This window comes from Mesorhizobium australicum WSM2073 (assembly GCF_000230995.2).
In the GTDB taxonomy this organism is placed as follows: Bacteria; Pseudomonadota; Alphaproteobacteria; order Rhizobiales; family Rhizobiaceae; genus Mesorhizobium; species Mesorhizobium australicum.
The window spans coordinates 5645663-5666152 of sequence record NC_019973.1 but is presented as its reverse complement, the minus strand read 5'-3'; the positions used below and the strand labels follow the sequence as shown (position 1 = coordinate 5666152).

26 protein-coding genes are annotated in these 20490 nt (G+C 61.0%); 15 read left to right on the top strand and 11 right to left on the bottom strand.

Features of this window, described 5'->3' with window-relative positions; translation table 11 throughout:
• Window positions 1-268: 268 nt before the first annotated feature.
• From MESAU_RS27325 to MESAU_RS32320, 3 genes are read right to left on the bottom strand one after another with little or no spacing between them, the layout of a single operon-like run.
• On the bottom strand, window positions 269-484 hold the full coding sequence (locus MESAU_RS27325) for a hypothetical protein (protein ID WP_013533300.1): 216 nt from the start codon (window positions 482-484) through the stop codon (window positions 269-271).
• On the bottom strand, window positions 481-855 hold the full coding sequence (locus tag MESAU_RS32325) for an ATP dependent DNA ligase (protein ID WP_342447685.1): 375 nt from the start codon (window positions 853-855) through the stop codon (window positions 481-483). Before MESAU_RS32325 ends, MESAU_RS27325 begins: the two co-directional genes overlap by 4 nt.
• 4 nt (window positions 856-859) lie before the next feature.
• Window positions 860-1096 (bottom strand): DNA ligase-like domain-containing protein, encoded by a 237-nt coding sequence (locus MESAU_RS32320; RefSeq protein ID WP_338048490.1) that lies wholly within the window; start codon window positions 1094-1096, stop codon window positions 860-862.
• A gap of 339 nt (window positions 1097-1435) precedes the next feature.
• On the opposite strand from MESAU_RS32320, the gene MESAU_RS27315 reads away from it, so the two are divergent.
• From MESAU_RS27315 to MESAU_RS30555, 3 genes are all read left to right on the top strand, one after another.
• Complete coding sequence (locus tag MESAU_RS27315; protein WP_013533299.1) at window positions 1436-1621, top strand: hypothetical protein; 186 nt, start codon at window positions 1436-1438, stop codon at window positions 1619-1621.
• Between the two features lie 108 nt (window positions 1622-1729).
• Complete coding sequence (locus MESAU_RS27310) at window positions 1730-1918, top strand: hypothetical protein (protein ID WP_013533298.1); 189 nt, start codon at window positions 1730-1732, stop codon at window positions 1916-1918.
• Window positions 1919-1988: 70 nt separating this feature from the next.
• Window positions 1989-2147: a hypothetical protein gene (locus MESAU_RS30555; RefSeq protein WP_245262910.1), complete on the top strand. Its 159-nt coding sequence runs from the start codon at window positions 1989-1991 to the stop codon at window positions 2145-2147.
• An 841-nt stretch (window positions 2148-2988) separates the two neighbouring features.
• Here MESAU_RS30555 and MESAU_RS27300 read toward each other — a convergent pair.
• The gene (locus tag MESAU_RS27300) at window positions 2989-3339 is read right to left on the bottom strand and encodes a sunset domain-containing protein (protein ID WP_013533296.1); all 351 of its coding nucleotides are present in this window, start codon (window positions 3337-3339) and stop codon (window positions 2989-2991) included.
• A 199-nt stretch (window positions 3340-3538) separates the two neighbouring features.
• Between MESAU_RS27300 and MESAU_RS27295 the strand changes: the two genes are divergently transcribed.
• On the top strand, window positions 3539-4162 hold the full coding sequence (locus MESAU_RS27295; protein WP_013533295.1) for a hypothetical protein: 624 nt from the start codon (window positions 3539-3541) through the stop codon (window positions 4160-4162).
• Between the two features lie 374 nt (window positions 4163-4536).
• Here the strand turns inward: MESAU_RS27295 and MESAU_RS27290 are convergent, their stop codons facing one another.
• The 7 genes from MESAU_RS27290 to MESAU_RS31680 all read right to left on the bottom strand — a co-directional run bounded on the left by MESAU_RS27290 (window position 4537) and on the right by MESAU_RS31680 (window position 7924).
• On the bottom strand, window positions 4537-4917 hold the full coding sequence (locus MESAU_RS27290; protein WP_013533294.1) for a hypothetical protein: 381 nt from the start codon (window positions 4915-4917) through the stop codon (window positions 4537-4539).
• A gap of 21 nt (window positions 4918-4938) precedes the next feature.
• The gene (locus MESAU_RS27285; protein ID WP_224688052.1) at window positions 4939-5283 is read right to left on the bottom strand and encodes a hypothetical protein; all 345 of its coding nucleotides are present in this window, start codon (window positions 5281-5283) and stop codon (window positions 4939-4941) included.
• Between the two features lie 499 nt (window positions 5284-5782).
• Window positions 5783-6046, bottom strand: coding sequence for a DUF4339 domain-containing protein (locus MESAU_RS32415; RefSeq protein WP_085984565.1), 264 nt, complete (start codon window positions 6044-6046; stop codon window positions 5783-5785).
• Between the two features lie 100 nt (window positions 6047-6146).
• Window positions 6147-6410 carry a hypothetical protein gene (locus MESAU_RS27280; RefSeq protein WP_041163917.1) on the bottom strand — a complete coding sequence of 88 codons (264 nt, stop codon included), beginning with the start codon at window positions 6408-6410 and terminating at the stop codon, window positions 6147-6149.
• A complete protein-coding gene (locus MESAU_RS27275; protein WP_041163531.1) occupies window positions 6400-6639 on the bottom strand; it encodes a hypothetical protein in 240 nt (79 codons plus the stop codon). Before MESAU_RS27275 ends, MESAU_RS27280 begins: the two co-directional genes overlap by 11 nt.
• Window positions 6640-6654: 15 nt before the next feature.
• Window positions 6655-6864 carry a hypothetical protein gene (locus MESAU_RS27270; RefSeq protein WP_013533291.1) on the bottom strand — a complete coding sequence of 70 codons (210 nt, stop codon included), beginning with the start codon at window positions 6862-6864 and terminating at the stop codon, window positions 6655-6657.
• A gap of 541 nt (window positions 6865-7405) precedes the next feature.
• On the bottom strand, window positions 7406-7924 hold the full coding sequence (locus MESAU_RS31680) for a hypothetical protein (RefSeq protein ID WP_041163530.1): 519 nt from the start codon (window positions 7922-7924) through the stop codon (window positions 7406-7408).
• A gap of 315 nt (window positions 7925-8239) precedes the next feature.
• Here MESAU_RS31680 and MESAU_RS31590 point away from each other — a divergent pair, with 315 nt between their 5' ends.
• The 11 genes from MESAU_RS31590 (at window position 8240) to rlxS (ending at window position 20114) form a co-directional block, all read left to right on the top strand.
• Window positions 8240-8518: a hypothetical protein gene (locus MESAU_RS31590; protein WP_164919974.1), complete on the top strand. Its 279-nt coding sequence runs from the start codon at window positions 8240-8242 to the stop codon at window positions 8516-8518.
• Window positions 8519-8623: 105 nt separating this feature from the next.
• Complete coding sequence (locus tag MESAU_RS27250; RefSeq protein ID WP_013533285.1) at window positions 8624-8866, top strand: DUF982 domain-containing protein; 243 nt, start codon at window positions 8624-8626, stop codon at window positions 8864-8866.
• A 1942-nt stretch (window positions 8867-10808) separates the two neighbouring features.
• On the top strand, window positions 10809-11483 hold the full coding sequence (locus MESAU_RS27240; protein ID WP_013533283.1) for a DsbA family protein: 675 nt from the start codon (window positions 10809-10811) through the stop codon (window positions 11481-11483).
• Between the two features lie 704 nt (window positions 11484-12187).
• Complete coding sequence (locus MESAU_RS27235; RefSeq protein WP_013533282.1) at window positions 12188-13150, top strand: ArdC family protein; 963 nt, start codon at window positions 12188-12190, stop codon at window positions 13148-13150.
• Window positions 13151-13285: 135 nt separating this feature from the next.
• A complete protein-coding gene (locus MESAU_RS27230) occupies window positions 13286-13696 on the top strand; it encodes a DUF2958 domain-containing protein (RefSeq protein ID WP_013533281.1) in 411 nt (136 codons plus the stop codon).
• 83 nt (window positions 13697-13779) lie between these two features.
• The gene (locus MESAU_RS27225; RefSeq protein ID WP_013533280.1) at window positions 13780-15507 is read left to right on the top strand and encodes a ParB/RepB/Spo0J family partition protein; all 1728 of its coding nucleotides are present in this window, start codon (window positions 13780-13782) and stop codon (window positions 15505-15507) included.
• A 531-nt stretch (window positions 15508-16038) separates the two neighbouring features.
• On the top strand, window positions 16039-16362 hold the full coding sequence (locus MESAU_RS27220) for a DUF736 domain-containing protein (RefSeq protein WP_013533279.1): 324 nt from the start codon (window positions 16039-16041) through the stop codon (window positions 16360-16362).
• A 144-nt stretch (window positions 16363-16506) separates the two neighbouring features.
• Entirely contained in the window at window positions 16507-16746 is a 240-nt protein-coding gene (locus tag MESAU_RS27215) for a helix-turn-helix transcriptional regulator (protein WP_013533278.1), read from the top strand.
• On the top strand, window positions 16743-17291 hold the full coding sequence (locus tag MESAU_RS27210; RefSeq protein ID WP_013533277.1) for a S26 family signal peptidase: 549 nt from the start codon (window positions 16743-16745) through the stop codon (window positions 17289-17291). Before MESAU_RS27215 ends, MESAU_RS27210 begins: the two co-directional genes overlap by 4 nt.
• Complete coding sequence (locus MESAU_RS27205) at window positions 17279-17962, top strand: lytic transglycosylase domain-containing protein (RefSeq protein WP_013533276.1); 684 nt, start codon at window positions 17279-17281, stop codon at window positions 17960-17962. The genes MESAU_RS27210 and MESAU_RS27205 overlap by 13 nt, the downstream gene beginning before the upstream one ends.
• 181 nt (window positions 17963-18143) lie before the next feature.
• Window positions 18144-20114 (top strand): relaxase/mobilization nuclease RlxS, encoded by a 1971-nt coding sequence (rlxS, locus tag MESAU_RS27200; RefSeq protein ID WP_013533275.1) that lies wholly within the window; start codon window positions 18144-18146, stop codon window positions 20112-20114.
• Window positions 20115-20490: the final 376 nt, after the last annotated feature.

The window sequence follows — 20490 nt, the reverse complement described above, 5'->3', positions numbered from 1 at the left end:
CTCTTGCACCGACCTGGGAGGAACATGCGTCCGCAGTCGAAGTTCGGAATGCGCTTGGTAAGGAAATCTCCTTGAAACAGCCAAGCAAGGCCCGCCACTGGCTCCGAGACCCGGTGGCGGGCCACCCGCGATTAATCTTTTTCGTAGGGCTGGAACCTGTTTCTGAAATCGAAGTTGGAAATGTGCTTGGTTGAGATTCCCCTCCTCAAATCCAAGCTCTGGTGCAAGTGCAAGGCCCGCCGCTGTAATTGTGTCCTCAGCGGCGGGCTTACTTCGTCAGGCGCTCCACGGTCTCAATGATCGCCTTGGCCAATGCCTCGCCTTCATAGATCGGCTCTGGGCCATAGTAGCCCGTCACCCATTTCTCAGACGGCAGCACACCGGGCGGGCATACCTGCTCAATGGCCATTCGGACGAGCTTCAAGCCTGCGAGTTCGCCAGTGGGCTCGATTGCCACAGGGGGCGATTCGGGCTGCGGTATCATGGTTTCGCCTCGCGGATCGTTCTCAACGTCGCATGGCGCAATTTGTCTTCGCGCTTAAGGGTTTTCACACGTCCGACAAGGCCAGGTTTGATCCATTCGGCGTCTGGTTTGTCGGCTCCCTTCGGTGGCGTGCCTTTCCCCTCCTGCACCTTGGCCCACAGGCGTTCGCGCATGGCTTTGGTCAGGGCGATGTTTGCCGATCCGACATAGCGGCGTTCTGCATCGCGGGTCGCCATCAAGGCGAGTGGGGCCGATCCCGGCTTGCGCTGCACGCCGGCAACCTCAAAGTCGACTTCCTCGTAGCATTTCGTTTTCAGCCACACTTCGGTATCGCCTGACCGATAGACACTGTCCGGCCGCTTCGACACCATGCCCTCAAGGCCCATGCGGATCAACCGCGGCGTAGAAGTCGGCCCCGCCGCCATGCACATGATGGCTGTACTGGATCGCGCCCCTGGCAGGCCCGACGAGGCCGAGCAGCTTTTCCCGACGTTCCAGCAAAGGTGCGGGGCGCAGGTTGACCCCGTCCAGATACAGCAGATCGAAGGCGACGAAGATGATCCGATCCGGCGCCCATCGCATCGCGGACCGAAGCGAATGGAAATCCGACACGCCTTTCCCATTGAGGACGATTGCCTCGCCGTCGATGATTGCCGAATTGGGGAAAGGGTTGCCGCCGCCTCGACAATCGTCTTGTACGTCGATGACCAGTCGTAGCCCCTTCGCGTGATCGCTCGGGCCGTGCCGTTCTCGATTGTGATTTGCGTCCGATAGCCATCGTACTTGATTCCGTGAATCCAGTTGTCCCCTGTCGGCGGCACCTCGACAAGCGTGGGAAACATTGGCCGGATGAACTTCAGACGCATGAGCTGACCCGCAAAACTGGGATTCAATTTAGCATGCGCTAAAATGGTTCCGGAACATTTTAGGCGAATTGGATGTTTGGCAGCTATGGCGAAGCTATCCGACATTGGACCACCCATTCCCGGCAAGCAGCACGGCGGCCAGCCAGCCGATGAGGACGACAACTTCTATACCTGCCCGACGTGTGGACAGCAGGTCGACATGCGCGACTTGCGGCAGGTGATTTGGCACGAGCAGCCAAAGCACAAGCCGCTCCTTGTCGTCGTCGAATAACGCGCACCTTCTTGAGCAAACGACGACTGAACGTTTCGTACCCGCCCTGCGGCCCCGACTATGCGGATTTAATGATTTCGATTACCATTGCTTTCTTGGGAGGCTGCGATGGAAAGCGCGAATACGAACATGGCGCCCCCTCGGGTCGAGGTGGCCGAGGCCGGCGGAGAATGGTTCGTCCGCATAGTGGCCGACGACGAAGAGCTTACCCGCTCATTCGATTTGGAATCGTTCGCCCTGTCCTACGCGGAAGGCCAGCGGATACGTCTTGGACTTGCCGAGTTCAAGCGGCTGTAGGAAGGACAAGATGCCTCTCTCTGAGAGCCTGCATTCAGTTGAGATGGAATTCCGATGCTCGGAATGCGGATTGGGTTTTGTCAAGCCGGGGCGCTGGTTTAAGTCTGCCGCTCAACATCATTGCTCCGGTTGCCATCACCTCACACACCTCACCTATCCGAAGAAATTGGCATTGTTCGACAAATACGCCAAGCTTCCGACGATGGGGATCGGTGGCGAGGAACGATGAGGAGCGACCGTAGCTTCAATAACTTGTCCTCGGCAACCCTCATGCCCCTTCATCGGTAAGCGGTCTTGGCCGCACAATGCTCAAATCAAACTTGGTTGAAAGGTCGGGCTCCGCTTTGTTGATGGCGGCGGTGGTCATCCGATGGACGGGCGGGATGATTATCATCCGGACGTTCGTTCAGGCCAGAGCGGCGCCCCGAAAATCAGGAACACGACTGCCACCAACACGATGACCAACCCGGCTGTAAACGCGTTCGCAATGATATCACCAGGCTGCATACACTCTCCGTGAATGGGTGCCCGCCACACCAAGGGGGTCGTGGCGGGCAATCAACCAACCGACGATGAGGAGACGATGATCGACGGTCACATTCCCGATGTCGAAGAGGCCGTGTTGTTTCAGAGGCCGGACCTTTGCGCTTCGGCATCGGACTTTAGTCGGGTGCTTGAGGCGGCCCCGCTCGGGGATCGATCGGCACGGCGAAGGCCCGTCACCGATCAGCAATGACGGGCCCCTGCCTCGAGACCGCTCGGCTGTAAACCAAGCTTTGAATCGAACTTCGGTTTCGCAGACAGGTTCCCTCGATCTCCAAAAATTGAGCTTCAGTGGGTCCGCCCCCACTGGCGGGCAGGGGCGGACCCGGCCGGGGCTTGGGGCCTCGACCGGCAGCGGGCACGCTGCCGCTTGCTCACCTACCTCGGCATATCAGGTTCCACTAATGCACGAAAAAGCCCGCCACCTTTCGGAAGCGGGCAGGGTCTATAGTAGCTGGGATCAACCAGCATAGGTCAACGGGCGGCGGCGGGGTTGGTTGCGAGGCCACCCAGTCGTAGGGGAATGCTTACACCTTGGATTTTCGCCACCCTGCCCACCAGGCTTCCCATTGAGAGCAAAACCAGCGCTCGCCTTTGGCAGGATTGACGATGGTCTCGTTGTAATATCGCTGACCAGGCAGGTGATAGATGCGCTCGCCTGTCTCGACGCTGATATTGCCTTTGATGTTGCAGCCATCCGCCGCGCTGGAGCCGCCTAGCCGATGCACAGTCGGAAGGGGATGCTGCTCACTTTGCGGGATGAAGTAGCTTGCAGCGGAAACACCGTACAGCAGAACCGGAATTAGCGCCCGCTGCTCCAGCAGCGAACGTCTGCGCCTTCTCCTAGGCTGAGAAGCCTTTTGCCCTTGGAGGCCCATACCCCTCTCTCCCCAAGGGAAGAATGCGACTAACGGCGGTTGAAGTCCAGCCGTGACTGCCACAGCCTATTGGGGTTATGCACGTGTGAACGATCTGGACGGTTCTTGTGAACGGCCAGGTCACTATGAACTTGAGCAGGGCACGGAATGGTGCTCTTGCTTGCGCTTGGTCACAACCCGTTGGATCGGCCTTGCATTCATGAGCCAGTTGCTGAGCGCGATCTTCAAGCCCGACGGCCGGGAGGAAGCTGAACGGGCGAAGTTTTTGTCGCGAATGTTCGGCATATTCTCCGAGAAGATTGTCTCGCTTTGGTGTGATGACGAGCGATCGCCTTATCAAGACATCGGGCGCCCTACGATAAAAACAAGCACCACCGATCGGGGCTACACGCTGGACTTCACCCTGCGAGAACGGAAGACCGACGCGGTGTACGTTGCCGAAATGAAGTGCGAGATCGAGTACCAAAGCTTCCGATACTTCATTCTGACGAACGCCGAGCAGCTCAAGCATCACAGAAAGCCGGCTTTCAACGTTTTCCTGCGGTCAGCTCGGCCCTCGGAAGACTTGCAGGCATGGGTTTGCAAACAGAAGACGCCTTTCGCTGGCGCAATTCTGATTTGGGGCGCGGTGTCGCCCTCTGGCCGAATGAGCGCAATTCAGGAATTTGGATTGAGAGACGCTCTGTCGCTAGACGAGATGTCCCGCGATCTCATCTCTTGGAAGTGCCAGCGGTATGAGGGCCTGCTCAGTGAGCGCCGAGCTTGGAGCAATCAACTTTTCGATGGACTGCTGAGCTCCGCTTCTGTCGGCGAAGCTGAATAGGGCCGACCATCGATCTGGCCTACTCGCCCGACTATGCTTAGGCTGGATGGAAAGCGCAACGGCAACCCCTACGCAAGTCCTGCATCGGGTGTTGACCTACCTCCTCGCCGTCCATTGAGGATGGCTTCATCAAGGCCATCAGATTTGTTGCGCCAAGACCTTCCACGTCGAGGTTGCCGAGCAGCTCCTGAAGTGGACCAAGCGTGGCCCTAGGTGGCGACAGGCGGTGGGAACCTGTATGGCCGCAATTGAAGGTATGTGCCCCCTCAGGATGCCCGTAGGGCGTTCGAGGCGGCGGCCAAGGAAGAGCGGATGCTCGCATTGCCCTAACGTCAAGCATGAAAGGCCGGCTAGGGACCCTTCAAAACAGCCCACTATTTGGTGGAGGGGTATCGCTTCGTCAGAAAGTTCTGAAGCTCGTCGCGACTATTGAAGTGCTCAAACCCATCTGAGCTATGGAGGATGTAGCCCCCGCCTGTCGTCTCTTCTATCTTCATGCCTTGATAGTTGAAGGTCGCTTTGACATGGGGTGGCAATCCCTGCGTCTGGGGCTTTCCCAATTGGGCATCCGCCGAGCCTGGACTTGCTGTTGCTTGTCCACTCATGCCGCCAGCGAGCTGCCGGTCCACAGATGAGAGGAAATCCCGGATCTCGCCCAAGCGGGAAAGGATCATGATCATCCAGAGTACCACGAGGATGGAGACGATGATGTTGACGAAAAAGTAAATTCGAATGAAATCGCCAGCGAAATCCATTCCATGCCCCCAAATTAGGCCTCAAACGCCGACGCTCGGCGCTCGCGGGTGAGGTGCCCAAACCGACCATAGCCAGTCGAGTATCGATAACCTCGTATCCATGACGTAATCGCCGGCCCATGACCAGAAGTACAGGCTCAGGCAAATGTTGAGCGCGGCCACCGCATAAAGCCATCTCCTCTGCTCGTTGTCGGATTTGTTGGTGTAGAGCGCTACCAAAATTGCAAGCGTCGGCGGTACCACAAGAAATGGAATGATGCTCAGGACCCATGCCAACATCGAAACCGGATCGCTTCTAATGCTAGCCAAGATTGGAGACAGCCTCTTCAATCCCGCCTGCTTGGCATCCTGAACCGCCAATTCCAACGATAGGACTGCGCCACAAGTCGGACAGGTGCTGACCCCGCCAAGGGTTTCGCCAAAGCAAGACGGGCACGAGCCTGTTGCGGACCTCAAATTCCTATGATCCGAAGCCACATCAACCTCTCGTGGAGATCGGCGAGGCCCCGGCGAGAAGCATGTGATAGCGGAGGTTCATCGCTTTTGCAGTCTTGTAAGCGTCGACTGCAGACCAAATCATAATGATCCATCCCAGAAAGACAAACCAGAGCGCTATTGTGAGGACAAACATGAGAATGCCCTTACCTATCTGGCCGTTGTAGAATTGCCCGAGACCGCAGATGAGAAGCGATAGGATGAGCGCAACGCCAGCCGATTTGTTGGCTGCGGTGCCGTCCAGGAGGACACTCGCAACGCATAGCCCGGCTGAGGTCCGATGTTGTTTGTCACTTGGACAATGGTGGCACCCTCGGCAGCACTGACCCGGCTGTCCGAATTTGTCCGAGCAGGTGGTAGGGGTGTAACTCTAACGTGTTCGAATACCGAGAACATGGTCTTTGGCAGCCTTCCAAGCCGTCCCGCCGACGGGGACTACCTGTGTATTCTCAGTTATTCGTCCCTCCTTCGCGAAACTGCGAAGTTCATGGCCGGTGTAGGGACCATAATTCTGAGCCTCAATGTTCAGATGCCAAGAACCATCCAAAGGATGCGGCGGAACGTTGGAAACTGAGTTCGAAATTTCTCCTGCCGCGCTAGGCAGCGTAGACTTTGGCCCTAATTGTTCTGTCATAATTCCCCCCTAAGCCCCTTTAACATTTTTATCAGGGAGGCCTCAAAAAGCAATGCGCATTTCAGGGCGTTGCTACTATGCCAGTGTAAAGAGAGAAAGTTTACTCCATGTCCGGCACGTCGCCGCCGATAAAGAGGGTCGTCGGCTCCCCGTATTCACCAAGCGAAGGGTTGGCATCACGCGACCACGCAATGACGCCGGTATGCTTCCCCGCTAGACCCTTCGCGGTCCTAATCGCCCGATCCTCCGTCTGCCGTTCGGCAGGCCCAAAAACGGGCTGAAGGTCCCCAGTCTCATCGCGGTCGAAGGCGGTGACGACGATCAACTTCGGTGCTTTCTGCTGTGGGAACAAATTATCTGATATGCAATCTTTCCGTTCGGCCAAGCCCCGATGAGAGGTGAGGGCTCAGGCTCATTGGGAAAGAGCGCCGTCTGGCAATTCTGCTTTCCAGATTGGCGATGCGCTCAGTCAGCAAATACCGCTCGACAGCAAACCCACCGCCTGCGAACAGCACGGCAAACGTGGCAAAGGCTGCCGGGTTGGCCACTACCAGCGCAGAGTTGCTTCCAATGAAAGCGATAAGGTCATGCATTGAGCGACGCCACTTTCATCCCAACACAGGCGGTGTAGGGTCAAAGCTGATCGCCACGAGCCCCGGATACCTGTGAGCGAGGGCAATGATTTGGGTCTCAAGCTCGCAGTTGTGGGCCATAAGCGCCTTCACGGTCTCAAGAGGGCTTTCGTAGCGGGCGATAAGCTTCTCCGCTTCGAAGTGCAATTCCGCTTTCGATTCAGCGTCTAGGTGCATCGTGGCCATTGCGGTCCCTCCTAGCGTGTCGCGCGGCGTGGTGCAGTGATCGCGTCAAGGCGGTCCTGAAGGTGCCCGTTGAGGATGATCATTTCCTTGAGGGCCTTCATCAAGTCGCCCTTGTGTACGGCAACGAATTTTTCTCGGCGACGGCTTGAAGGGCAGCCTCTTGCCGGCTGTCCAGGGTCACAATGAGGTCCATCTGAACGTCTCCTAATGTCTCGTACCAACAGGGATCTGGGACAGGATATCTTTGCGCAAACAGGAACGCGAGATGGAAGACAACAAACTTGGCAATGGCGGAAGCGTCGTTGAGATCGTCATGATCGTCGTCCTCCTCTTGGTATCCATCGGCCTCGTCATAATCGTCGCGACTGGAATGCCTTGAACATCCCGCCCTGGAATGCCTTGAACATCCCGCCCTGGAATGCCTCGACGTAAGGAGAAGTGTGGGGCTTGGTTGCGACCTCGCCGCCCCGTGTGTGGTGGATCGAGAGGGGACGGGGGGTCTAGGCGCGGGCCAGTTATCCGATCAGCCGCTCAGATTTTTTTACCAAATATTCCGATCCCATAATGTGATTTGGTTTTTCAGCAGGTCCTCCCAATATTGTCGCTGAGAGGGGATTGGGAGGTCACGCGGATGGAACGCTTGTTGAAGTCCGACGACGTCATACAGCAAGCCATAGACCAGGCCATTCAGGGCGAAATCGTCTCCCTTAAGAAGGCCGTCGCGTTTATCCGAACGAAGCGCCCTGACCTTAAGGACGAGCTGGACGAATTGGGCAACGACAACCCACTGTGTGAAAAGGTGGTCCAAATAGCTGCAAGAACTGGAAAGGGCGTTCTCTTCGACCTGCACGATTAGGAACTGTCCCTCCTCCAGGGGCTGTTCGATATGCTCTGTGAGGTGCGCGGGATGGACCGCGAAAGCCCTGAAGCTACGACGGCTGCGGAACGCCTGATTGCACGTTACAAAACAGGCCTTCGCGGCGATGATCTTTTCCAATCGGTGGCGGCGGAGTAGCTGCTGCTCCAATCTCTTCAGGCAGTCCTGTTCTTCGGGAACCATTAAGGTCACCAAAGGTTTGGCTCGGTGCTAACCGTGCGGGCCGACCATGGAAGAGCTTTCTCCCGAGCAACAGCAGGCTACATCGCGTCTCATTCGGACGTGGATTACTTCAGAGACACTGCGCCATCAAATCCGCCAACTGCTGAACCTCCCAGCAGATTGGGATATGACCGAGGAGCATCGGTCCATGCTTGACGAGTTGGATCGGAAGCACAACGTATCGCCCCATGGAGCCAAGGTACGAACTGAAACGTGCCCCCAAAGGGGAGCCAATCGGACCATAAGTTATAGGCGCCAAACTCATGGGGACTCCCTATGGCGAAGCGCGACAAAGCCGGCCACAAGACTGTTGCCGACTCTCTTCAGGAACTCATACGAAACGAGGACAACCGCCGTCAGGTTCGGAAAGCCTTCAGGTTGGAAGTTGAACCTGAGCTGCCGCCAACTCTAGCCTCATTGCTCGACGCCATTGAAGTGGCTCATCAGGAAACCCTAAATTACCCTGATGAGGCAGTTGAGGTACGACCTGAGGAGAGACCAAGACGGGACCTGGACGGTGTTCGACGTGTTCACCGGGCAGCCGGTTTCGCCTGATGGTTGGCCAGCGATAGGCCTCAATAGGGAATATGCCGACGATCTGGTCGACCTACTGAATGCCGAAGACCTCAAGTGCAGGCTCTCCCACCGTAGGTTCATCTGATGGAACTCCATTGGTTCAGCCCTGTGGTCCCCGTCAGAACCGAGAAGGTCGGCATCACGCTGGGCGTCAGCAACGTCGAGACTGCTGCTGAGGAACTCATGAAGTGGCCCGAGAGGGGACCGAAGTGGAACAAGGCGGTGCAGCTCTGCATCGACTGCTTCGAGGACCGAGCGTCACCCCAAGATGTCCAGAAGGCCTTCGAGGAGGCTGCTAAGGAGCAGGGGATGCTTCGGTCTTTGTAGGAAAGGAAAGACCCGCCACCGGAGGGAACAGGCAGCGGGCTCTTTGAGCGGCTACATCCGAGGATCGACCGCTTCGGATGGTTAACTCGCATCACACACGATCGTTCCGAGTAAGTTCCTCGCTGCTCTGGGGGGTCCCATGTCCGTCACGTTTATCCCTCAGGCAGCCCCGCGAGTTCTCCCTGCTGGAGGTTGAGGGCGCACTGGGACACGTTGCGTTGCTTCCCGCCGAGTGGTTGAGTGCCTATTCACACCAAGCCGGCTGCCTAGTAATGTGATTGGGGGAATGGGGCAGCGGAAATGCAGCCTGAGGACGATCTGAAGTCCCGTATCGAGGCTGCATTGGTTCGCGGCCACTTCACCCAATGGCAGCGCCAATTCCTGCTCGACATGCGTGACCGATTGGTGAAGTACGGCCCGCGCACGCGGCTGAGCGCGAAGCAATGGGCAAAGCTTTACGAGATCATAGGCCCCGCGCCGCCAAACGCCAACGCATCGCCACAATCTCGCTCGGATAGGCCCCCATCGTCCCCGCGATGGCAAACGCGCCGCTGGCGAAGCCCACTCGCCCGCGAAGCTCGTTATTTGGCAGCCAGGTTTGCTAGAACCTTTGGGATCGCTTTGGCTCTGATCGTTGGCTCCTTAATCTACTCCTTCATCATTAGGGGTGGTCACGTTACCTGGCCCAGCATGCCATCCTTCGCGAGGTCCGGCGGATCGGAGTGGGTGCCGCTTGCCAGAACCCAGTTCACGATAACGGATGGCGATACTATTCGGCTCAATGGTGCCGCGAAGGGAACCCGGCTTGTCGGCTTTAACGCGCCCGAAAGCATCGAGCCAAGGTGCGACTCTGAGAGAGACCTTGGGCGTCGAGCGAAGGCGCGCCTCAAAGAGTTGGTTGCTGAGGCGAAGCTGGAGCTGAAGATGGTCCCATGTTCCTGCCCAGCAGGCACTGAGGGCACCGACAAGTGCAACTACGGCCGACGCTGTGGCTTGCTCTTTGCCGATGGTCGCGATGTTGGCGACGTGTTGGTGTCAGAGGGTTTGGCTGTGTCGTTCGTCTGCGGCTCGACGAGCTGTCCACCGACGCCTCGCCCTTGGTGTGGATAAGGCGTCCTGAACCCTGAGACGGCCTCGGTTGCTTTGAGCGCTTTGCCAGCTCCACGGGCTGTGCGGGATGGCATGTTCGAGATGCACGTCTGCAACCCGCAAACCTGAGACCTCGGCGAGGCGACATCCAGTCCCTTTAAGATGCGCCAAATGTGCTGGAGGTCGGTCTTGGCGTGTGACACAAGGCGGGCCAAGATGGCGGCAGCCTCATCCAATGTGAAAGATCGGCGCTTGTCTTTGTCCGGCTCAGCCTTGTCCTTGGGCGCAGCCTCTACCCCGCAGTGTATCTCGCGGTGTATCTCTGGGGAATGGAAACCCTTGGAGTCCTTGGGTTTCAAGGCATTTCTGGAATAAGTGGCTCCCCGGGCCGGAGATGAACTAGCGCTTGCAAAGCGAGCCACAGTGGAGGACTCGGCTGCCGTTCGAGTTTTGTGGCCGCGCTCTGTGAAATTTCCCAGACCTATTTTCTGCAAAGTGCACAGGAAGCGCCGACAAATCCCCCGCCAATTGTTTGAACGGTTCCCGACCTTATGTCGCGAAACCGCCGCCGGTTGCGCCATCTTATGGTGCGCCCGTCGAGCGAGGCCACCCAGCCTACGAAGTCAGCTGTGAGCCACAGTTGTGAGCCACAGTGATGTTCAATGCACGACGGCCCACGCTTTCCGCAGCGCAGCGCTGCGTGAGCTCCTGCTGCGGGCGGCGATGGCACGGGAATTGCGACACGGGGGGTGCGGCGCTTGACCGGAGAGCCGCGACGGGAGAAGCGCCGCAACGTGCCGGGGGTGCCGGCGCCGCGGGCGTCCTGCCGTTCATGTTTGATTGGAGCCCACCCATGTCCAGGCTGAATGCCGCCCTTGTCACAGTAATCGTTTTGTTGGCCCTCGCTTTGTTCGCGCTGGGAGCGCTGAAACAACATCTGGATACGGCCGAGGACCTGCAATGTGTGGAGGACCAACGCCTGATAGCGGCTGACTTGCGCATACGCATTCCACAGCGGCGCGACGCCCTCCTCAACGACCCAGCCTCGCCAATTGCGGGCAATCCGGATGGCGATATCGCTGTGGTCTCATTCTTCGACTACAACTGCGGCGTTTGCCGGGCGGCAGCTCTCGATCTACAGGAGGCCCTCAGCAATGATCCCAATGTGAAGCTTGTGTTCAAGGAACTCCCAGTCCTGGGGCCAGAATCCAAATTTGCAGCGCGCGCAGCGCTCGCGTCGCACAAACAGGGGAAGTATCAGGCGTTCCATCTCGCCCTCATGGCTTTCCCCGGCTTCCTCAACCAGCGCACCACCTTAGCCGTTGCAGAGCGGGTGGGCCTCGATCTCGAGCAGCTGAAGCGGGACATGCAAGACCCAGCCATCGCAAATGCCATCACACGCAATTTCGCACTCGCCAAAGATCTGTATATCGAGGGCACACCGGCGTTGGTGGTCGGCGACGAAGTAATCCCAGGGGAAGTGGGGATGGCCCGACTGCAACGCTCCATTGCTGATGCCCGCGCCTAGGCGAAGGTACGATCTTCGACAGCTGCAAAAGTGCCATTCTGACTGAGGGTCTCGGGATCGTCTTTGGGAGCTGGGGTTTTGATGTGCTCCTGAGCGCCTTATTCGCGGTTGGCTTCTTGACCAGACCGTAACGCGGGGCGCGAGCGCGACGCCGAACATGGCGCCGTCTCCCGGCGTGCGGCTAGGGCCGCGATCTCGCTCCTGGACGCTCTCTCCGTTACGCGGCAAGGGGCGCCGAGAGGTGGAAATTCACGGCTCTGCGGCGTCGACCATATCCACGCGTCCAGGCGCAAGGATCGATGGTATCACATCAGCTGCGGTGCCGACCACCAGTCCTGAATCCCGCGCGCCTGAAGGCGCGCGCCGGGTGCTCGTGCACCGAGCCCGCTTTTTTTTCGCAAGGCTCAGGCGGTCTCGGCCATCCGGCTTCGCCCCCTGGCTTGGGCAGCCTTTCGGCTGCGCACGGCCGCCGGCCGATCGGCCGGCGTGGTCTGTCTTTAGGCCGTCCCCGGGTGCGCGCGGTGGGCGGCTCTCCCTTCTAGGCCCGCCGCGGCATCCCGCAACCCTTCGCTGCGCTTCGGGTCCTCCTCTGCGTTCCGGTCCTTCGGATGCGGTCCGCCTCTCACGGCGGGCCTTTGCGGTCGTTTTCGCCGCCCACCCCGCTTCCGGGGGAGGGCGCGATTTGGCGAGCGGAGGACCAGGGCATGCGTTCAACCAACAAACGTTCCGGCTGCCGAAAGGCTGGCGCAAGCAGGGGCGGGCGCGCAGGCGCCAGCCTTTATCAAGAGATCACGGACCGCATCATTGCCGAGCTCGAGCGCGGCACCGTGCCATGGGTCAAGCCCTGGGGAAGCGCAAAGGCAGGCCTCGGCCTGCCCAGGAATGCGGCAACCGAGCGCCGCTATTCCGGCATCAATATCCTGATCCTGTGGGGCGCGGTCATCGAGCGCAGCTATGCCAGCCAGAACTGGCTGACCTTCCGGCAGGCGCTGGCCCTTGGCGGCAATGTCAGGAAAGGCGAGCGCGGAACGACCATCGTTCACGCCGACCGCTTTGTTCCGCAAAACGAAAAGGAACGCGCCAAGGCCGATGGCGACGAACCACAGGCGGTGCCTTACCTGAAGCGGTTCACCGTCTTTAACGTCGCGCAGTGCGAGAACCTGCCCGAACATCTCCATGCCGCCGCCGATCCGCTGCCGCAGCGCCAGATCATCCCGCAGGCCGAGGCGCTCATTCGTGCAACCGGCGCGGATGTCCGCATCGGCGGCGATCGCGCTTTCTACATGCCGGGCAGCGACTTCATTCAGGTGCCACCGCAACCGGCCTTCTTTCAGCAGATCAACTATTACCGGACCTGCTTTCACGAGCTTGGCCACTGGACCGGCCACCCGACGCGCCTTGCGCGCGACCTCTCCGGCTCGTTCGGCACCAAGGCATACGCGCGCGAGGAACTGGTCGCTGAAATCTGCGCAGCCTTCGTCTGCAGCACTATGGGCATCGAGCCGACCGTGCGCCATGCCGATTATATCGGCTCGTGGCTGAGCGTGCTGCGCGAGGACAATCGCGCCATCTTCCGCGCCGCCAGCCATGCCTCGAAAGCCGCCGATCTCCTGCTCGGCTTCAATGCCGAGGTCGAAGGCGAGGCGCATGCCGAGATCGCCGCATGAGCGCGCTTCGTCTCCCTACGCGAGAGCCTTGCGCTTCTGACGGCGCGCGGTGCGACCGCGCGGCGCGGAAACCCTCGATACCGGCCTGTTGGTCAACCCGCCGTCAATCACGAACCGTTTTGAAGGAACTCCGCAATGATCCTGATCCCTGACGAACTGCGCCTTCTTCTGCTCGCCAATGGCGCTGCCGACACCGAAGCCGACCATTCTCCGGTCGTGAAACTGTTCAATCCGCTGGGCGCCGCCACCTGGCTCCTGAGCGAGCTCGACGCCAATGGCGATGCACTCTTCGGCCTCTGTGATCTCGCATTGGGCTTGCCCGAACTCGGCAGCGTCAGCCTTGCCGAGCTCCAGGCCGTCAAGGGGCCACTTGGCCTCGGCATCGAGCGCGACCTTTATTTCAAGGCGCGGTTTCCGCTCTCGGTCTATGCCGAAGCCGCTCGCCTATGCGGTCACATCACCCAGGCCGAACGGCTCTTGCGGCAGGCCGCCGCCGCCCTCTCGTTTTCCCTTCCCGAGCTTCCGCCCGACCCGGCGGAACAATAGCGCCATCCGGCGCAAAACCGCCGCGCCGCTCGGCCTGCGGCCTCGCGGTCAGGCAATTTCGGCCATTGCAAAGGAGAAAGACCATGCAGCTTGCCCACGTTTCCATCGACCGATTGAGCGTCGCTGCCGCCAACATGCGGCATTCCAAACGCGCGCCCGACATTTCCGACATCCTGCCCTCGGTGCGCGCGCGCGGCGTCCTTGTTCCGCTTCTGGTGCGGCCCAACGGCTCGCCCGACACCTTCGAGATCGTCGCCGGACGGCGACGCTATTTCGCAGCCAAGACCCTTGCCGACGAGCGCGGCGAGGCCGAGCCGCTGCCATGCGCCATCATGGAGGATGGCGACGACGCCGACGCGCTCGAAGCCTCCCTCATCGAAAACATCGCCCGCCTCGATCCCGACGAGGTCTCGCAATGGGAAACCTTCTCCCGCCTCATCAAGGAAGGTCGCACCATTGCCGATATCGCGGCCACTTTCGGCCTTACCGAGCATCAGGTGAAGCGCATTCTGGCGCTTGGCGAGCTTCTGCCCAGGATTCGCGAAGCCTATCGCCGCGAGGAAATCGACGCCGAGACGGTCCGCCACCTCACCATGGCCTCCAAGGCGCAGCAGAAGGACTGGCTGGCGCTCTTTGCCGATCCCGACAACCGCGCGCCGCGCGGCTGGCAATTGAAGCAGTGGTTGTTCGGCGGCCAGTCGATCTCGACCAAGGTGGCGCTGTTTGCCATCGAGGACTATCCCGGCCTGATCGTCTCCGATCTGTTCGGCGAGGAAAGCTATTTTGCCGACGCCGACCTGTTCTGGCTCAAGCAGAATGAGGCGATAGCCGCCAGGCGCGATGCCTATCTTGGGGCCGGGTGGAGCGAAGTGATCGTGCTCGAACCGGGTCAACATTTCCACGCATGGGACCACGAAAAGACGCCGAAGAAGAAGGGCGGCAAGGTCTTTATATCAGTCTCGCATCGCGGCGAGGTCGGGTGTCACGAGGGCTGGCTGTCGCGCAAGGAAGCCCGCCGCGCCCGCGATCAAAGCGAGACCGCAGAGGCCGAGACTCCGGATAAACCCTCGCGGCGCGAACTCACCGGACCGATGCAGAACTATGTCGATCTGCACCGCCATGCCATCGTGCGCTTGGCGCTCCTTGACCGTCCGGCCGCAGCCCTTCGCCTGATGGTGGCGCATGCGATCGCCGGCTCCAGCCTGTGGCAGGTGCGCACCGAGCCGCAGCGCGCCGCCAACGAGATCGTGGCGGCAAGCCTGTCAGCCTGCAAGGCCGAGGCCACCTTCACGGATAAGCGGCGTGAGGTCCTGGCGCTGCTTGGGGAACCGGACGAGGGTGGCGCGGTCGCTGGCCGCAATGGCAGCGACTTCGGCACGGCACGCCTGTTTTCGCATCTCCTGACGCTGTCCGACGACGATGTGATGCGCGTTCTCGGCATCGTCATGGCCGAGACGCTCGAAGCCGGCAGCGCCGTCATCGAGGCGCTCGGCAATCATCTCACTGTCGACACCGCCGCTTGCTGGCAACCGGACGACGCCTTCTTCGATCTGTTGCGCGACAAGGAAATTGCCAATTCCATGCTTGCCGAAATCGGCGGCAAGCATGTCGCGGACGGCAATGTCGCCGAAAAGGTGAAGACGCAAAAGACAATCATCCGCGACTTTCTGTGCGGCGACAACGGCAGGCAAAAGGTCGAGGCCTGGCTGCCGCGCTGGATGAAATTCCCGGTCGAAAGCTACACGGATCGAGGCGGCTTGCGCACCGCCGATCAATGGGCCCGGGTCCGGTCCCTGTTCGGCTGCCAATAGACGTCAGGCTGGGCGGCGGCCTCCAAAGTGGCCGCCGCTCGGCATCGTACCCCGGTCGCAATGGCCGCATTTTCGTGACCTTTGCCGCCGCCTTCCCGCGGCAGAATCCAGCCGGGCAAATCACCTTAATCCCGCGGCTCGATCAGCCCGTCGGAGCCTGCTCCGGCGCCCGACCCCTGGGCACGATCTCAATCGGCACGGCACGGCATCAGCCGCAGTCCTCCAATTCCCGCCTCTCCTGGCTTGGCTGCAGCGACCGCGCTTGCCACGAACTCCATGCTCCCTCCAGGACCATCCCCTGCGGCTGGCTTATCGACCTATGGACGGGTCCGGCCGCCCGAAACCCTCGCCAGCAGCTTTTTTCCCCGCCGCCTGCGGCGGCTTCCTCGCGCCGCTCCGCTTCAAAAAAGCCGCCGGCTCGGGTCCTCCGCTGGCGCTGCGGCCCTGTCGGGTTCAGGCGCTCCGGACGCGTCCATCACGGTCAGCCATCGCAGGGGATGGTCCCCGGCGACAGCAAAAGGAGACTTCGAAATGACCGCGATCGGTTACGTCAACAAGCAGGAAAACGGCGCCTACAAGGGCCAGCTCAAGACCCTCAGCGTCCGCGCCGACATCGACATCATCCCCAACCAGGCCAAGAGCGCCGACAACCATCCCGACTACCGGGTGCTGACGCAAGGGGTCGAAGTTGGCGCCGGCTGGATCCGCACCGGTGAGACGTCAGGCAAGGATTATGTGAGCCTGTCGATTGCAGCGCCGGAGTTCGGACCGCGCAAGCTCTACGCCAATCTGGGCCGCGCCGCCGGCCAGGACGATGACGACACCTACGCCATCATCTGGAACCCGGCCGACTGATCCGGCCGACCCGAGCCCCGCGCCGCAGCCGGCGCGGGGCTCTTGCCGAGGAGCGGCGAAAACTCGCCCCCAACTCTTCGCCCGTCCCCAAGACGACCTCGCCCGCCCATCCTCGCCTGGCTCGCAAGCCAAACGAGGATCATCATGGACAACGAAAACGAACGCGCCGCCCGCGCCAAAAAGGGCAGTCCATTTCTCAACACAGCCCAAGCCGCCTTCTACATAGGGCTCTCCCAGCGCACGCTGGAAAAAATGCGGCTCAACGGCGGCGGCCCGAAATTCCGCAAGCATGGCCGCTACGTCCGCTACCACATCGATGAGCTCGACGACTGGTCGAAAGGCCGCCAGAACCACACCCATTCCAACGATGGAGGCCGCTCATGAGCCGGCCTCCTGTCATCCGTCTGACCGGCAGCCGCCTGCGCCGTGTCCGGGCGACAAGGGCGATCGCCGCGACCGCGATTGCCCTTGGCCTGATTGCCTTCGGCCCGCTTGCAAACCCGTCGCCCTGGCTGATCTGGAACGCCTCGGCGAGCGCGCCGGTCGGCCTCTATCGCGTCATGGCGGGAGCGCCAGCACGCGGCGACCTGGTGCTCGCCGGCGCACCGGATGCCATTGCCGGCCTTGCTGCCGAACGCGGCTATCTCCCGAACGGCGTTCCCCTTGTAAAGCACATTGCCGCGCTGCCGCACGAACGTGTCTGCGCCTTCAACGAGGCGATCATCATCGGCGGCAAGATCGTCGCACGTCGGCTCGCAACCGACACCCAAGGCCGTCCGCTGCCATGGTGGAGCGGCTGCCGCGCGCTCGCTGACGACGAATTCTTCGTGCTGAACGGCGAGGCACCGCGCTCTTTCGACAGCCGCTATTTCGGGCCGGTCCGAGCCGCCAACATCATCGGGAGGCTCGCGCCGCTATGGACCGAGTAGCCCTCCTGATGCTTGGCATGATCGCTGTCGCGCCATGCGCCTGTTCCGCCTCGACCGGCGCTGAGCCGGTCGCCATCTCCCAAAGTCCGCAACTTCGAAGGTGGCATGAGTTCACAGGCGAAGCAAGCAAGCGTTTCCGTGTTCCCGAGGCCTGGATTTACGCGGTGATCGATGCCGAAAGCAGCGGCAAGACGATGCTCCACGGCCGGCCGATCACCTCGCGCGCCGGTGCCATGGGCCTCATGCAGGTGATGCCGGAAACCTATCAGGACATGCGTGCGCAATACGGACTGGGCGCCGATCCCCACGATCCGCGCGACAACATTCTGGCCGGCACTGCCTATCTTCGGGCCATGTATGACCGCTTCGGGTTCCCCGGTCTGTTTGCCGCTTACAACGCCGGACCCGAGCGCTACCAGGCGCATCTGAAGCGCGGCACGCCGCTGCCGAAAGAGACCGTCGATTACCTCAAGCAGCTCCGGGCGGCCGGAGTTTCGGGAACCGACATCGAGCAGTTCAAGGGCAAATCTGTCGCTCCAAGCAGGCAAGATGCACCCTCGGGGCGCTCGCTGTTTTTCCCGCAAAATGGTGATCGCGCCGGCGCGCGAAACGGCGATCTCTTCGTGCCGCTGGGAAGCGACGTCGCACAGGTCAAGGAGCCGGAACGCTAGCAAAGGGGGGGGCCGGACGCGTCCGAAGGGGTGGGGCGCGGAAGGCAAGATAAAGACACCCCCTCCAAGAGGCGGCGAAGTGTTTGTCTGCACATCATTTTTGCCGGAGGCACCCTCCAGCGTCAGGAGAACTTCGGAGCGCAAATGGCTGATTCGACTCTGTTCCAGGCGCAGGCCAAGCATGCAGGATGACGAGTTCAGACCGAAGCTCGGGAAGATTGGCTCCCGGGGTTCGAAGGCCGGCAAACGCTTTGTCGGCCAGGTCCGGGCAGCGATCAACCGAGCTGGTGGCCGGCCCCAGCGTGGTGGCCGCTTCGCGGGCAGCCGGATAGGCCGGGGTGGGGCGACGGCCGCGCTGCTGAAATCACGCGATCGCCATGCAGCCTTCCGCCAGCGCCGGGTCGTCGTCAAGGCGCGTGTCGTCAAGCTGGCCGGCAAGAGCGCGGACGGGGCGCGTGCGCATCTGCGCTACATCCAGCGCGACGGCGTCACCCGGGAGGGCGCGCCTGGCCGGCTCTATGGCGCCGACAGCGATCGCGTCGCCGGCAAGGACTTCCTCGATCGTGCCGATGGCGATCGCCATCAATTCCGCTTCATCGTCGCACCCGAGGACGGCATCGAATTCGACGACCTCAAGCCACTGACGCGGCGGCTCATGGCACAGATGGAGGAGGATCTCGGCACGAAGCTCGACTGGGTTGCCGTGGACCATTTCAATACCGGCCATCCGCACACCCACATCATCGTGCGTGGCAAGGACGATCGCGGTGAGAATCTCGTCATAGCGCGCGAATACATCTCGAGCGGCATCCGCGAGCGCGCTGCCGAGCTGGTCAGCCTCGATCTCGGTCCGCGCACCGACCACGAGATCGAGCACCGCCTGCGTCAGGAAATGCAGCAGGAACGCTTCACCAGCATCGACCGCCGCCTGCTGCAGCTGCGTGACGAGAGTGGGCTCGTGTCACCGGATAGCCGCGATGCGTTTCGACAGACCTTGCATCAGGGGCGCCTGCGCAAGCTCGAGCGGATGCATCTGGCCGAAGAGATCGCCCCGGGCCGCTGGCGGCTCGATGACGGGCTTGAAGCGACGCTGCGCCGCATCGGCGAACGCGGCGACATCATCAAGACCTTGCATCGCGAACTGACGGGCAGGGGGATCTCCCGCAGTGCCGCCGACTGCGTGATCCAAGATGGATCGGGCGAGCAGGCCGCCCCTGTCGTCGGCCGCGTTGTCGCGCGCGGGCTGGCCGACGAGCTCAGCGACCGGCATTACCTCATCGTCGACGGTGTGGATGGCAAAACCCGATACATCAACATCGGCAAAGGCGAGGCGACAGAGCCGACGCCCGACGGCTGCATCGTGCGTGTCGCGCCGAGGAACACAGAGCCCAGGCTGGTTGACCGCACGGTGGCCGAAATCGCGGCTGCCCATCACGGCCGCTACAACATCGACATTCATCTGAAGCACGATCCGACCTCCACCGACCGCTTCGCCGAAACGCATGTGCGCCGGCTGGAGGCAATCCGGCGCGCTACCGGGGGCGTCGAGCGCGAGCCCGATGGCACCTGGATCATCGCGCCGGATCATCTCGATCGTGTAGCCGCCTACGAGCGCCAGCAGGCGAGGACCCAGCCTGTCACGGTCGACAAGCTCTCTTCGATGCCGCTGGAGCGGCAGGTTGGCTTTGACGGCGCGACCTGGATCGACAGCCAGCTTGTCTCCGAGGCATCAGAGAGGTTACGTAACTCGGGCTTCGGCCGTGAGATGCAGGAGGCGCGGAGCCGCCGACAGCAGTGGCTGATCGCGCAGGGCCTTGCCGATCAGGAGCAGGATCGGATCGTCTATCGCGCCAACATGATTTCGATCCTCCGCCAGCGGGAGTTGAACCGTGTTGCCGGTCAACTGTCGGAAGAGCTTGGCCTGTCCTATGCCGAAACGCGGGCCGGTCATCGCGTAGTGGGCACGCTCCGCCGGTCAGTTGAACTCGCCAGCGGCAAATACGCCGTTATCGAGAAATCGCGAGAGTTCACGCTCGTACCATGGCGGCCGGTGCTCGAGCGGCATGTCGGCAAAGAGGTTTCCGGCCTGGTGCAGCGCGAGGGCATCTCTTGGAGCATCGGTCGGCAAAGGAGTGGGCCCAGCGTTTCGTGACTTTCATGGTAGCCATGCGCAGGTGCGGGGTGCCTTCGACCCCCGCAAGAGTTCGACAAGGTGATCCGAGCCATGAGGCATAAGATGACATAACGCGTCCGCCTGCTTGCATAGGCAGCCAAAAATGGGGCTGATAGCCACCCGATTCGCATCGGCATCGAACTTTGATGCACGATCCCAAATCGACTGACGCAGACGAAGCGAATGCGCTGGGCAGCAGAGGAAGGTAGCAATGCAAATGATCCTTAGGGCCATCGACAGAGCCTGGCATTCGGCCTTGTCTAAGATCGACACAGCCCGGTTGCGGCGGCAGCGTCGGCAACTCGGCGACGTTGCCACGGCTGAATTTCAGCGGCCGAAACTCCGCACCGCCGAA

Coding starts and splice junctions, on each gene's coding strand:
- MESAU_RS27325 (WP_013533300.1), bottom strand. CDS start 484: ATGATACCGCAGCCCGAATCGCCCCCTGTGGCAATCGAGCCCACTGGC.
- MESAU_RS32325 (WP_342447685.1), bottom strand. CDS start 855: ATGGTGTCGAAGCGGCCGGACAGTGTCTATCGGTCAGGCGATACCGAA.
- MESAU_RS27315 (WP_013533299.1), top strand. CDS start 1,436: ATGGCGAAGCTATCCGACATTGGACCACCCATTCCCGGCAAGCAGCAC.
- MESAU_RS27310 (WP_013533298.1), top strand. CDS start 1,730: ATGGAAAGCGCGAATACGAACATGGCGCCCCCTCGGGTCGAGGTGGCC.
- MESAU_RS27300 (WP_013533296.1), bottom strand. CDS start 3,339: ATGGGCCTCCAAGGGCAAAAGGCTTCTCAGCCTAGGAGAAGGCGCAGA.
- MESAU_RS27295 (WP_013533295.1), top strand. CDS start 3,539: ATGAGCCAGTTGCTGAGCGCGATCTTCAAGCCCGACGGCCGGGAGGAA.
- MESAU_RS27290 (WP_013533294.1), bottom strand. CDS start 4,917: ATGGATTTCGCTGGCGATTTCATTCGAATTTACTTTTTCGTCAACATC.
- MESAU_RS32415 (WP_085984565.1), bottom strand. CDS start 6,046: ATGACAGAACAATTAGGGCCAAAGTCTACGCTGCCTAGCGCGGCAGGA.
- MESAU_RS27275 (WP_041163531.1), bottom strand. CDS start 6,639: ATGCATGACCTTATCGCTTTCATTGGAAGCAACTCTGCGCTGGTAGTG.
- MESAU_RS27270 (WP_013533291.1), bottom strand. CDS start 6,864: ATGGCCACGATGCACCTAGACGCTGAATCGAAAGCGGAATTGCACTTC.
- MESAU_RS31680 (WP_041163530.1), bottom strand. CDS start 7,924: ATGGTTCCCGAAGAACAGGACTGCCTGAAGAGATTGGAGCAGCAGCTA.
- MESAU_RS31590 (WP_164919974.1), top strand. CDS start 8,240: ATGGCGAAGCGCGACAAAGCCGGCCACAAGACTGTTGCCGACTCTCTT.
- MESAU_RS27250 (WP_013533285.1), top strand. CDS start 8,624: ATGGAACTCCATTGGTTCAGCCCTGTGGTCCCCGTCAGAACCGAGAAG.
- MESAU_RS27240 (WP_013533283.1), top strand. CDS start 10,809: ATGTCCAGGCTGAATGCCGCCCTTGTCACAGTAATCGTTTTGTTGGCC.
- MESAU_RS27235 (WP_013533282.1), top strand. CDS start 12,188: ATGCGTTCAACCAACAAACGTTCCGGCTGCCGAAAGGCTGGCGCAAGC.
- MESAU_RS27230 (WP_013533281.1), top strand. CDS start 13,286: ATGATCCTGATCCCTGACGAACTGCGCCTTCTTCTGCTCGCCAATGGC.
- MESAU_RS27225 (WP_013533280.1), top strand. CDS start 13,780: ATGCAGCTTGCCCACGTTTCCATCGACCGATTGAGCGTCGCTGCCGCC.
- MESAU_RS27220 (WP_013533279.1), top strand. CDS start 16,039: ATGACCGCGATCGGTTACGTCAACAAGCAGGAAAACGGCGCCTACAAG.
- MESAU_RS27215 (WP_013533278.1), top strand. CDS start 16,507: ATGGACAACGAAAACGAACGCGCCGCCCGCGCCAAAAAGGGCAGTCCA.
- MESAU_RS27210 (WP_013533277.1), top strand. CDS start 16,743: ATGAGCCGGCCTCCTGTCATCCGTCTGACCGGCAGCCGCCTGCGCCGT.
- MESAU_RS27205 (WP_013533276.1), top strand. CDS start 17,279: ATGGACCGAGTAGCCCTCCTGATGCTTGGCATGATCGCTGTCGCGCCA.
- rlxS (WP_013533275.1), top strand. CDS start 18,144: ATGCAGGATGACGAGTTCAGACCGAAGCTCGGGAAGATTGGCTCCCGG.